This is a genomic window from Bradyrhizobium sp. BWA-3-5 (assembly GCF_032917985.1).
Classification (GTDB): Bacteria; Pseudomonadota; Alphaproteobacteria; order Rhizobiales; family Xanthobacteraceae; genus Bradyrhizobium.
Window position 1 is genome coordinate 7,885,577 of record NZ_CP136626.1, and the last position, 12,032, is coordinate 7,897,608.

A 12,032-nucleotide genomic window follows, 5' to 3' on the forward strand; every position below is an offset into this window, starting at 1 on the left:
CCTGCGCAAGGCACGCTGATGACCATGATAGTTAGGCAGTTGCAAGGCCCGACGCTTGCGTTGAGCGGCTAGCGCCCGCCGTCATTCCGGGGCAACGCGCAGCGTTGAACTATGGGGCGCCCCTTGCGCCCCTGAGAATCCCGATATTCCGGGTTCGCTTCGCGCCCGGAATGACAGAGAGGAAGCTCAATAATACCCGAACGCCACCGGGCGGAAGGCGTGCAGCAAATGCTGATCCAGCTTATCGCCCATTTCTTCCATCATGCCGAAGGCACGGGCGTGGGTGAACTGCAGGCGGTAGGCGCGCTTCTCGACCAGGGCGGCGTAGATGTCCACGATCGTGGTCAGCCGCACGATATCGCTGATTTGCTTGCCGCTCAGGCCGTTGGGATAGCCGGTGCCGTCGAGGAACTCATGGTGATGCAGCACCACATCGAGCATTTCGGGCGGGAAGCCGCCTTGCGCGGATAGCGCATCATAGCCGCGGCGCGGATGCTGGCGCATCTCTTCCATTTCTTCCAGCGTCAGCGGGCCCGGCTTGTCCAGGATCGCCACCGGAATGAACGCCTTGCCGACGTCGTGCAACAGTGCGGCGCGGGCCAGGCGGCGCTGGTCGTCCTCGCGCATGCCGAGATGCTGCGCATAGGCCACCGCAAAGCCGGTGACGAACAGGCAATGGCGATAGCTGCCGGTGTGGTGGCAGCCGACCGTGGTCAGCCATTCCCTGAGCGAGGAATGCTTGATCGCCTTGAGAATCTTGCTTTCGGCCTCGACGATGTCGGTGAATTTCAGGGGAACGCCGGACGGCAGCTTTTCGAAGATCTTGACCATCACGGCGTGCGCCGCCTCGACGCCGCGGTTGAGCGCCTTGCCGCGATCGGTCTCGTCAAAGCCGTCGCTGTCAGGGAATGCGGCGCGGATGCGCTGCAGGATGCCCTGCGCGTCGAACGGCCGTGCGATCGTGTCGGTGGCGCCGAGCGCCCAAGCCTGCATCGATCCGTGATGAAGCGCATCGGCCAGCACGAACAGCCGCGGCATCTCGCGATAGGCCTCGGCGCGCAGCTTGTTGCGCACGAGCTGTACGCTCTCGGCGGAGCGCAGGTTGATGTCGACCACGATGCCGGCAAGATCGCGCTCCGGTGCGTCGGGAATGTCAGATGTCGCGATGGTGTCGACCTGGCCGACCGAGCGCAGAATGTCGGCGAGTTCGCTGCTGTGATCGCTCCGATCCGAAGCCAGCAGCAGCCGGCGCCTGGCCGAAGTCTTGTTGGTAGCCGTTGTCATAAAACCCCAGACCCCTAGCGGTGATGACGTGCACCCAAAGCTATCGGATAAGGGGTTCCTCGGGGCTTAAGAGGGGTCGTGAATATAAGCTACCGAAAACGCTAAAATTTTAGCTGTCGCATTCGTGATGCGGCGCACGCGCCGTATCCAACGGCCGTCATCATCCGCCTTGTGCGCAATTGCGCACTGGGGCGGATGATCCAGTACGCCGTGACGATCGTGGACGACGCAACGGCCGCGGCGTACTGGATGCCCCGCCCGCGCGGGGCATGACGGTAAGGGGGCTGCAAAAGCAGATCCGCCGGGAGCATGCCCCCGGCGGATCATTCGTTGACGAATCCGCGCGCCTGTTACGCCTTCATATTCGCCTTCACTGCTTCCGCGGTGATCGGCAGCGAGCGGATGCGCGCGCCGCAGGCATTGAAGATGGCGTTGCCGATTGCGGGCGCGACGACGGTGACGGCCGGCTCGCCGACGCCGGTCGGCTTGTCGCCGTTGGCGATGACGTTGACGGCGACTTCTGGCGTCTGGCTCATCCGCAAGGGCGTGTAGGTATCGAAATTGGTCTGTTCGATACCGCCGTCCTTCAGCGTCGCCTTCTCGTACATCGCGAGCGAAAGGCCCCACAGCGCCGCGCCCTCGACCTGGGCGCGGATGTTGTCGGGATGCACCTGCATGCCGACATCGGTGGCCACGGTCAGTTTCTTGACCTTGACCTCGCCGGACGGCGCGACCGCGACATGGGCGACGCAGGCGGTCCAGCTTGCGGTGGCCCGCTCCTGCGACGAGACGCAGGCGATGCCCATGCCCTCGCCCTTCGGCAGCTTGGTGGTGCCGTAGCCGGCCATGCCCATCGCCGCCAGCAGCGTGTTGCGCAGGCGCTGCGCGCCGCCGTCGTTCTTGCCCTTGCCGTCGAGCAAGGCGATGCGGAACTGGGCCGGATCCTGGCCGGTCGCATGCGCGAGTTCGTCGATCATGCTTTCGACCGCCCAGAACGTCCAACCCGGCGCCACCGAGCGCAACTGACCTGACGGGGTCGCGGTGTGCGCCATCTCGTTCTTGATCGCGCGGACATTGTGGTTGGGCACGGAGTAGAAGAAGTCCGCGCCGTTCACCGTGAACGAGTCCAGCGGTCCCTTCTTGTCGACCGAGGGCGTCAAGAAATCGGGGATTCCCCACCGCGCAGTCGGCCAGGCCGAGACCACGTCGTGATTGAGCGCGATCAGCTTGCCGTCGCCATCCAGGCCCGCCTTGACCTTCTGGAAGGTCAGGGGACGCGAATAGTCCATGGTCATGTCGTTTTCGCGCGAGTAGATCACCTTGACTGGCTTGCCGACGGCCTTCGCCGCCTGCACCGCCGGCACCATCATGTCGGCATCGAGCCGCCGGCCGAAGCCGCCGCCGAGCCACATCTGGTGCATCACGACGAATTTCGGATCGATCCCGGCGGCGCCCGCCGCGATCGCCCCGGAGCGCGTCGCGAACTGGTTGCCGGAAAAGATGTGCAGTATCTCGCCCTTGAACTCGGCGGTCGCGTTCATCGGCTCGAGCGGCGCATGGATGTTGATGCTGGTAGTGTATTCGGCCTCCAGCACCTTGGCTGCGGTCCCGAAGGCCGCTGCCGTATCGCCGTCCTTGACGAAGAACTCTCCGGAATCGTCGAGCGCCTGCAGCCGCTTGGCCTCGTCGAGCAATGACTGGCTCGATAACTTGGCGTTCGGCCCGTTGTCATAGCTGATCTTCAGCGCGTCGGCTGCCTTGCGGGCGTTGGCATAGGTATTGGCCACCGCTACCACCCAGCCGCTCGTGCTGCCGGTCTTGTCGTCGAGCGTCACCGCCTTGATGAAGCCCGGTATCTTCTTGGCGGCGGAATCGTCGACCGACGTCACGGTGGCGCCATAGCGCACCGGCGGGGTGACCACCTTGCCGTAGGCCATGCCCGGCAGCATGACGTCGATGCCGTATTTGGCTGTGCCGTTGACCTTGGGTGGAATGTCGAGCTGCGGCACCGAGACACCGATCATGGTGTATTGGTCGGCCGTCTTCAGCTTGATCGCCTTGAGCTCGTCCGGCGTGAAGGTCTTGGTGACCTTGCCGCTCTTGACGATTTCCGCAAACGTCATCGGCTTCTTCGACTTCGGATGCGAGATGGTGGAGTTACGTACCACCAGTTCCCCGGCCGGCACGCCCATGATGCCGGCAGCCGCTTCCGTCAACGCCATCCGCCCCGCGGCACCCGCGCGGCTCATGGCCTCGAAGTTCATCATCGTGCTCCAGCTGCCGCCGGTGATCTGCGCGCCAAGCACGGGATCGTTGAACTTTGGATCGTTGGAAGCGAGCTGAACCCGCATGTCCTTCCAGGACGCGCCGAGTTCTTCGGCAACGATCTGCGCCATGGTCGAGGCGATGTGCTGGCCCATGTCGGCCTTGCCGCAGGTGACCGTGACGAGGCCGTCGGGCGCGATCGAATACCAGACCGAGGGCTCGAAATTGGATGGCGCGGCGAGCGCCTGTGCGACGCCGGGCACAGCGGCATAGCCGAGCACGAGGCCGGTGGCGGCGGAGCCGACCAGGAACGAGCGGCGGCTGAGATCGGTCGAGGCGCTGTCGGTTACTTTGACGTGCTTATTCATGTGGCCCTCCGCTCAGTCGAGGCATTGGAGGCGGTACGCATTTCGGACGCGGCGCGCATGATCGCCTTCTGAATGCGCGAATAGGTCATGCAACGGCAGAGATTGCCGTCCATATGCGCGACCACTTCGTCCTTGGTCGGATTGGAATTCTTGGAAAGCAGCGCGGCCGCCTGCATGATCTGGCCGGACTGGCAATAGCCGCATTGCGGCACCTGTTCGGCGATCCAGGCCTTCTGCAGCGGATGGTCGCCCTTGGCGGAAAGGCCTTCGATGGTGGTGATCTTCTTGCCGACGGCGTCGCTCACCATGGTCTGGCAGGAACGGACGGCTTCCCCATTGACGTGGACCGTGCAGGCGCCGCAGAGACCAGCGCCGCAGCCGAACTTCGTACCGGTCATCTGCAATTGCTCGCGGATGACCCAGAGCAGCGGCGTATCATTGGACGCCTCGACGGACATATTCCGTCCGTTGATATTGAGATTTGGCATCGCGTTTCCCCTTCCGGTGTTGGAAGCCGCTTACGGCGGCATTCTCACTTTTGGATATTGGCCGGCACCCACCGGGTCGATGCCAGCCGGCGCGAGAATGGGACCGAACTTTCCCGGAGGCAATCCAATTTGGAATCGTTCGAGGAGAATAAAATTTTGAAAGCAGCTGCTTGTGCGCTGCGGCAAGGCTTAGCCGCGGGCTGATGATCAAGCGCGTGAACCGCAGGCGCGCCTTCGCTTTCCGCATTTCCTATTACCCAATGGATCGCGCTAGGATGCCGGCGGGCGATGACGGCGTGGGCCGATCTCGCGTATTTGCCTCGGGAAAATAACAGAATGCCGACGATCGATCGCGACGGGGTCAATATCTATTACGAGGTCCACGGCTCCGGCCCACCGGTACTCCTGACCCACGGCTATTCCTCCACCAGTGGGATGTGGCAGGGTCAGATCGCGGCCTTGTCAAAATATTACACGCTGGTGTTGTGGGACATGCGCGGCCACGGCCAATCCGGTTACCCCGAGGATACCTCGGCCTACAGCGAAGCGCTCACCGTCGGCGACATGGCGGCGCTGCTCGACGCCGTGGGCGCTGACAAGGCCATCGTCGGCGGGCTCTCGCTTGGCGGCTACATGTCGCTGGCGTTCTACCGCGCCCATCCGGAGCGCGTGCGCGCGCTTCTGATCATCGACACCGGCCCCGGATTCAAGAAGGACAACGCCCGCGAGGTCTGGAACAAGCGCGCGCTCGACACCGGCGACCGCTTCGAGCGCGAAGGACTGGACGTCTTGAAATCGGGCAGCCGCGAGCGCTCGACCGTCACCCATCGCAATGCCTCGGGGCTGGCGCGCGCCGCGCGTGGCATGCTGACACAGCGCGATGCCCGCGTGATCGAATCCCTGCCCGACATCAAGGTGCCGTCATTAATCGTCGTCGGCGCCGACGACACCCCGTTCCTCGCCGCCTCCGACTACATGGCGGCCAAGATCCCCGGCGCGCAGAAGGTGGTGATCCCGGCCGCCGGCCACGCCGTCAACATCGACCAGCCGCAGGCCTTCATCGACGCCGTGCTGCCGTTCCTCGACAGCCTCGACGCCAAGACAGCGCAGAAAGCCACGTCATGAAAACAGCCGTCATTGCTCTCATCGTGACCGCAGGCGCTTGCACGCAAGCTGCCGCGCAAAAACTGCCGCCGATCGGTGGCCCCTACCCGCCGCCGTTCACCGAGACGCTCTCGAACAACACGCCGCTCGCATTCGGCATGGGCGCGGAAGAAGCGGCGCGCGCACTCGGCGTGCCGCTCAACTATGTCAGGGGACGACCGGGCGATGAAATCTTCCTCGCCTTCCGCAACGTCGGCGGCAGCGGGCTGTTCTACAAGAAGGACCGGCTCTATCTGCAATTCCGCAAGGGGCGGCTGGCAGGCTGGAAGGGCGACTGGGGCGAAAACTGGATGTGGCAGTAGCCGCGGCTTCGCACATTCACCCAATCCGACTGCGCAACTCAAGACAAGAAGGGATGACCCGTGGGACAGGATATCACACTGACAGCTTCAGACGGTTTCAAACTCGGCGGCTATCGCGCCGACCCCTCGGGCAGGCCAAAGGCGGCCATCGTGGTGATCCAGGAGATCTTTGGCGTCAACCACCACATCCGCTCGGTGTGCGACCGGCTGGCCGGCGAAGGCTATGTCGCGATTGCGCCGTCGATCTTCGACCGCACCCAGCCGAACTTCCAGTGCGGCTACTCGCCTGACGAAATCGCCAATGCGCGCAAGTTCATCGCCAATCCCGACTGGCCCGCAATGCTGCGCGACACCCAGGCGGCGATCGACGCCGTAAAGGATGCCGGCCCGGTCGGCATCATCGGCTTCTGCCTCGGCGGCAGCATCGCCTATGCGGCGGCGACCAAGCTCACCGGCCTTTCAGCCGCGGTCGGCTATTACGGCGGCGCCATCGTGCGCTTTGCCGACGACAAGCCGCAAGTCCCGACGCAATTGCATTTCGGTGAAAAGGATGCGGGCATTCCGCTGACGGACGTCGAGACCATCAAGGACAAGCGGCCGGAGGTCGAGGTCCATATCTATCCCGGCGCGCAGCACGGCTTTCACTGCGACGAACGCGCGAGCTACGACAAGGCCAGCGCGGACATTGCCTGGCCGCGCAGCCTGGCGTTTTTTGCGAAGCATTTGAAATAGTATAGACTCGTCATGCGCGGGCTTGACCCGCGCATCCATCGAAAAAGATTCTTGAAGAGGGATGGATTGCCGGGTCAAGCCCGGCAATGACAACCCGGGGCGCCTCACTCGCCCTTGACGCCGGTGGCCTTCACGACGTCGGCCCACTTCTTGTAATCGCGGCGCAGGGCCTGCTCGAACGCTTCTGCCGAGCCACCCACCGGGACCAGGCTGAGCGTCTCGATCCCGGCGATGCCCTCGGGGGAGGCAATGATACGGGCGAGCTCGTCCGAAAGCTTCGTCACGATCTCCTTGGGGGTGCCCGCCGGCACGAAAAAGCCGAGCCAGCCTTCAATCTCAAAACCGGGGTAACCGAGCTCGGCCATCGTGGGCACGTCGGGCAGCGCTTTCCTGCGCTGCTCGCCGCCGACCGCCAAAGCCCGGAGCTTGCCGGCCTTGATCTGCGCGCTCGCGGTGGTCAGGTCCTGGAACGCCGAGGTCACGGTGTTGGCGAGCAGGTCGTTGGTCAGCGGGGCCGAACCACGGTAGGGCACGTGGGTCATGTCGATATCGGCGACCCGCTTGAGGAGTTCGCCATAGAGATGCGACGTGGTTGCATTGCCGAAGGTGCCGTAGGGCTTGCCCGGGTTTGCCTTGGCATAATCGACCAACTCCTTGACGGACTTGATCGGCTGCTGCTCGGGGACCACCAGAACGATGGTCGACAGCGCGGCCTGGGTAACCGGCGTGAGATCCTTGAAGACATCATAGGGCAGCTTCCCCATGAGGCTCGGCGCCTGGATGATCTGCGTGATCGCGAGAAGCACCGTGTAGCCGTCGGGCTGCGCTTTCGCCACGTAGTCGTTGCCGACCACACCACCGCCGCCCGACTTATTCTCGACGACGACAGTTGTCTTCCACGCCTCCTGCAGCTTGTTGGCCAGCAACCGCGCCAGCACGTCGGTGGCGCCACCTGCGGGATAGGGCACGACGAAGGTGATACGCCGGCTCGGATAGGCATCCGCCGCCGCTGCGGGATGCGAAGCGCCGCACAGCACCGTCGCGGCAATGGAAGCAAACAAGGCTACTGCCGCCGCCGCGCGCACCACGCTGACCGGCAAGTGATAGTTCATGGTCATACTCCGGATTGCAGGCACTCTGCCGACAAACCGGCGCGCCTCGATTGATGAGGCGGTTTCTACATCGCTGCAGCGCAAGATGGAACATGCTTTCGAATGTATTCGGCGCATAGCGCCAATTCATCGCACGCGGCCATCCGGACGCGTGAAACGCTGTAATTCCACTACTGCTGGTTAGATCCGCTCACGGAACATCAAGCAGCAAAGGGGCGCGGTTCCGATGCAAACAGATAATGAATTTTCCTGGCCAAATGCGCGGCATTTGCCTGCCGCAATTGCTCAAGAAAACCAGCCGGACGTAACGACGACGCTTTGATGACGACGCGCTGCGTCTAGAACCAGCGCTCGCCGACGAGCACCGTATCGCCAGGGCTGATCGGGCTGGCGGGCGACACGACGAAGCGCGACGTTCCCGATGCGTCGGTGTGGGTGACTGTCACCTGGTCGCGGCGGGCGCGCGGCGAGAAGCCGCCGGCAATCGCCACCGCGCTCTCCGCCGTCATGTTCGGCACGTACGGATATTGGCCGGGCGCGGCGACCTCGCCGAGAATGAAGAACGGCCGGTAAGCTTCGATCTCCACCGCGACCGATGGCTCCCTGATGAAGCCGGCGCGCAGCTTCGCCGAAATCTCCGCCGCGAGCCCCGCCGTGGTGCGGCCGCGGGCCATGACCGGACCGATCAACGGCATAGTGATCGAACCGCCGGCGCTGACCGCGTAGGTATTGGTGAGACCTTCCTGGCCGTAGACGACGACGCGCAGCTTGTCGCCGGCATCGAGATGATAGGCCGCGTCATGCCGCACCGGCGCGGGTTCGACATAGGCCGCCGGAGCAGCGACAGCGACAGGGGCGGACTCGGCAACGACGCCAGGGACCGGCGCCGGGCGCGGCGCCGCGAAGGCGGCACGAAGCGCGCCGATTGCGCCGCCGCCGGACCCGGCCGCCACCGGTTGCGGCGGCGGGGCGCCAGGCCCGCCATAGGCCATCGAATCGAGTTCGCCTTGCGGCGCGACCGCCACCGGTCCGGTCGTGCGCATGCAGCCGGACAAAGCGACTGCCGTGATGATCGCAATGATCGCTATTCGAAACGCGCGCACAACCCGTACCCCAGGCCATCCTCAAAATGAGGTAGCTCTAGTCTTGCACCGGGTATGGTTAACAAAGCGTTTTTTGCGGTCTGCGGTAGGTCAAAGCGAGCGCCCTCGCCTCACAACTGCGAGGCGAGAGCACGGTTTCGGTCAAGCGGTCACGCCGACGCCGATCGGGCACGACACGCCGGTGCCGCCCAGACCGCAATATCCCGCCGGATTCTTGGCGAGATATTGCTGATGGTAATCCTCGGCGAAATAGAATTCGCCTGACGGCGCGATCTCGGTGGTGATGGCGCCGAGTCCCTTGGCGGCGAGCGCCTTCTGATACATCGCCTTCGACTCCTCGGCGGCTTTGCGCTGCTCCTCGCCAAAGGTGTAGATCGCCGAGCGATACTGGGTGCCGACATCGTTACCCTGGCGCATACCCTGCGTCGGGTTGTGATTTTCCCAGAATGTCTTCAGAAGCTGGCCGTAGGAGATCTTCTTCGGATCGAACACGACCAGCACCACTTCGGTGTGACCGGTGCGGCCCGAGCAAACCTCTTCATAGGTCGGATTGGGCGTATGCCCGCCGGCATAGCCGACGGCTGTTGCGTAGATGCCGTCACCGAGTTCCCAGAACTTGCGCTCCGCGCCCCAGAAACAGCCGAGGCCGAACACCGCCTGCTCGAGGCCCGCGGGATAGGGCGGCTGCAGCTTGCGGCCGTTGACGAAATGCGTGGTGGCAGTCGGGATCGGGCTGGCGCGGCCCGGCAGCGCTTCGGCTGCGCTCGGCAACGCGGTGGACTTGCGCATGAACAACATGGAGTACCTCCAGGCGGGACAGCGGCGACGCGACGAAGCGCGTCGGCCGGTTCGACTTCTATATATGTTTTTACGCGCAATGCCGCAGCCTTGTTACGGCAAGGCCAATGGGCGGGGAAACCAGTTAGTCTCGCGAATAGCCGATCAACGGCTTGCGCGGCCGGAACAGGATCATCAGGAGCAGGCCGAGCACGCCCAGTACTGCAAAAACGGGCTGGTCCAGCAGCACCCGGATGACGCTGTTCCAGAGCCAGGGCGCCATGCCTTCGATCCAGGTCCGGAACGCAAGCTGGCTGGACTGGTGGACATCGTTCCAGAACTGGCCGAACCGGGTGAACCGCAGGGTCTGGTCGGCGACGAAACGGGCCCCGTCATAGACCATAAAGATAAATCCGCCGGCCAGGAGCAGGAGGCCAATAAGCCGGAAAAAACCGCGGATCATGCGTCACCCTAACTATCTGTCGCCCCAGGCGGCTGCCAGGCCATACCGGGAGCCCCCCGGAAATTCAACCTCATCAGCACCTTACGTACCATTCCGGGCCGCTTCCCGGCTGGCCGGGGCAGGCGGAAAGCGTTGACGGTGCAGGACCGGCCCTCTATAAGACCCCCAATGGCGGCGGGCGCAATCCCGCCGCCGCTGTTCTTTGAGCAGCGCCGCTCGCGGGAGCATTTTGGCTTCCGTCCATGGCATCCTCAAGAACGGCTTACGTCAGAACACCCTGGAAAACACAACAAGCGTCGATCACGCAATTTGAACGGCCGGCGCGCTCAAGCCCGACCACCCGAGCGACGACAGCCGAAGGATAGTTGAGATATGGCCAACACCTCTTCCGCCAAAAAGGCGACCCGCAAGATTGCCCGCCGCACCATCGTCAATAAGTCGCGCCGCACCCAGATGCGTGGCGCGGTTCGCACCGTCGAGGAAGCGATCAAGAGCGGCGACCGCAATGCGGCGCTTGAAGCGATGAAGCGCGCGGAACCAGAACTGATGCAGGCCGCGCAGCGCAACATCATTCACAGGAACAATGCGAGCCGGAAGGTGTCGCGCCTCACGCACGCGATCGCCAAGCTCGCGAAGTGACCTGAGAGAAAGAGACGTTCGTCAAAGCCCGGCTCGCCGGGCTTTTTCTTTATGGGCACATTCTTTCTTTCTCGGGCATGTCATTTACGTATGCGCGAGCGAAATTGATTTCGCCACAAGCGCGCATCGCTGTTGGAATCCGGACACACACTGAACCGAACACGCCGCAGCGACTGTGACAATTCAACTGTGTCGTTGCTGCGCGCTGCCTTCCGTGTCACATTTCTCTCACCCGTAATTCTACGTGGTGCAACTTGCTGCATCCGCTTTCTCGTACGCAATTGCGAGAGGCATGGTCACGCGCGGCCGTTCAATCCGCCTTCGACGTCATCCTCGCCGCGCGGGTTACCCTGCAAAAGCAATCGCGAAAAACTTCGTCTCGCTAATCACTTATCCACATAGCGAGGAGAAGCGTTTTGAAAAACGGTGCGGGTAACCACGATTGTAACGATTTCTTAAAAAATTTTGCGAGTGCAGCGAAAACTGTCACGCAAGTTGGCGCTCAAGGATTCTGTGCGCGGATTCAAAAACTTGGTGTGGAGCGCCGCAATTGCAGCATTGCAACACAGCCGGTGAGTCCCGCAACGACGTCGAATCACGGATTGCGAGAAATCGCCCATGGTGTATTTGTTACCTCGTTCGCGACGCCCATGGCTCTCCTGACCAGCGCGGTATGAGACCCAAGAGCGGACGTGCAAATCGGCGGCGGTGTGCGCGTTAGCGACGCTTTCCAAAGCGAAGCTGAGTTAGTGACTCATAGCAATATGAGAGCGGTAGTTTTGTGTCTGATTTCCCGGCGTGGCGCTCATATCGAGCGCGCTCCGGATAGGGGGAATGAGATGCTTGCTGACGATGCAACGATGGGGAACGCGGGGCTCGTGAACGTGTTGAACACGACAGACTGAGGGTACGCGGCGGCGCAGCGTCGAGCATAGCGGATGTTCGGTAGCGGCAGACTGGCTTTGAAACACTGGTGATCTGATTGCTCGTTGCGCGTTCTCGCAGCGAGAGGGGGAGGTACTATGCTTTACGGAATCAACGCGACTATCAGCACACACACGATTTCCAACGCGACCGTTTCAGAATCCTTGGGCAATCTTTTCAGCCGTCCCCCCACGCGAACTCCGGGCAGACCGTCGAGTCCGCACTGACCTCGCGGTAGCTTTTTCACTCCATCCAGCACCGGTCTGCGCAACGGCGATTCCGCCGAACGCCTGATCTTTGTCTGGTGGCTGAAAATTGCCCGCATCGAGGTCTCGTCTGGCAGGAAGCCTGCAAGGACCGGCCAGCCGATTTCGCAAGAAACCATTACTCAATCAGAAAAGTTCTCAGGCA

Annotated in this window: 12 protein-coding genes; 5 read left to right on the plus strand and 7 right to left on the minus strand. The window is 62.9% G+C overall.

Translation table 11 applies throughout. The annotated features are described in order from the left end of the window. Positions 1–186: 186 nt before the first annotated feature. The 3 genes from RX331_RS37830 to RX331_RS37840 form a co-directional block, all read right to left on the minus strand. Positions 187–1,284 carry an HD-GYP domain-containing protein gene (locus tag RX331_RS37830; protein WP_317254638.1) on the minus strand — a complete coding sequence of 366 codons (1,098 nt, stop codon included), beginning with the start codon at positions 1,282–1,284 and terminating at the stop codon, positions 187–189. Between the two features lie 350 nt (positions 1,285–1,634). After that, a complete protein-coding gene (locus RX331_RS37835; protein WP_317254639.1) occupies positions 1,635–3,917 on the minus strand; it encodes a xanthine dehydrogenase family protein molybdopterin-binding subunit in 2,283 nt (760 codons plus the stop codon). Then, positions 3,914–4,405 carry a (2Fe-2S)-binding protein gene (locus RX331_RS37840; protein ID WP_317254640.1) on the minus strand — a complete coding sequence of 164 codons (492 nt, stop codon included), beginning with the start codon at positions 4,403–4,405 and terminating at the stop codon, positions 3,914–3,916. The genes RX331_RS37835 and RX331_RS37840 overlap by 4 nt, the downstream gene beginning before the upstream one ends. 336 nt (positions 4,406–4,741) lie before the next feature. Here RX331_RS37840 and RX331_RS37845 point away from each other — a divergent pair, with 336 nt between their 5' ends. Genes RX331_RS37845 through RX331_RS37855 form a run of 3 tightly spaced genes read left to right on the plus strand, consistent with a single transcriptional unit; the run spans position 4,742 to position 6,603 of the window. Beyond that, positions 4,742–5,530, plus strand: a complete 789-nt coding sequence (locus RX331_RS37845) for an alpha/beta fold hydrolase (RefSeq protein WP_317254641.1) — start codon at positions 4,742–4,744, stop codon at positions 5,528–5,530. Continuing rightward, a complete protein-coding gene (locus tag RX331_RS37850; protein WP_317254642.1) occupies positions 5,527–5,871 on the plus strand; it encodes a hypothetical protein in 345 nt (114 codons plus the stop codon). The genes RX331_RS37845 and RX331_RS37850 overlap by 4 nt, the downstream gene beginning before the upstream one ends. Positions 5,872–5,931: 60 nt before the next feature. After that, positions 5,932–6,603 carry a dienelactone hydrolase family protein gene (locus RX331_RS37855; protein ID WP_317254643.1) on the plus strand — a complete coding sequence of 224 codons (672 nt, stop codon included), beginning with the start codon at positions 5,932–5,934 and terminating at the stop codon, positions 6,601–6,603. A gap of 104 nt (positions 6,604–6,707) precedes the next feature. On the opposite strand, the gene RX331_RS37860 is transcribed toward RX331_RS37855, so the two are convergent. The 4 genes from RX331_RS37860 to RX331_RS37875 form a co-directional block, all read right to left on the minus strand. After that, positions 6,708–7,715 carry a tripartite tricarboxylate transporter substrate binding protein gene (locus tag RX331_RS37860; RefSeq protein WP_317254644.1) on the minus strand — a complete coding sequence of 336 codons (1,008 nt, stop codon included), beginning with the start codon at positions 7,713–7,715 and terminating at the stop codon, positions 6,708–6,710. A 338-nt stretch (positions 7,716–8,053) separates the two neighbouring features. After that, on the minus strand, positions 8,054–8,818 hold the full coding sequence (locus RX331_RS37865) for a polysaccharide biosynthesis/export family protein (protein ID WP_317254645.1): 765 nt from the start codon (positions 8,816–8,818) through the stop codon (positions 8,054–8,056). A 141-nt stretch (positions 8,819–8,959) separates the two neighbouring features. Next, positions 8,960–9,616, minus strand: a complete 657-nt coding sequence (msrA, locus tag RX331_RS37870) for a peptide-methionine (S)-S-oxide reductase MsrA (RefSeq protein ID WP_317254646.1) — start codon at positions 9,614–9,616, stop codon at positions 8,960–8,962. A gap of 124 nt (positions 9,617–9,740) precedes the next feature. Further along, on the minus strand, positions 9,741–10,058 hold the full coding sequence (locus RX331_RS37875; protein ID WP_317254647.1) for a hypothetical protein: 318 nt from the start codon (positions 10,056–10,058) through the stop codon (positions 9,741–9,743). Between the two features lie 372 nt (positions 10,059–10,430). On the opposite strand from RX331_RS37875, the gene rpsT reads away from it, so the two are divergent. Continuing rightward, complete coding sequence (gene rpsT, locus RX331_RS37880; protein WP_317254648.1) at positions 10,431–10,697, plus strand: 30S ribosomal protein S20; 267 nt, start codon at positions 10,431–10,433, stop codon at positions 10,695–10,697. Between the two features lie 416 nt (positions 10,698–11,113). Then, complete coding sequence (locus RX331_RS37885) at positions 11,114–11,374, plus strand: hypothetical protein (RefSeq protein ID WP_317254649.1); 261 nt, start codon at positions 11,114–11,116, stop codon at positions 11,372–11,374. The last annotated feature ends 658 nt before the right edge of the window (positions 11,375–12,032 follow it).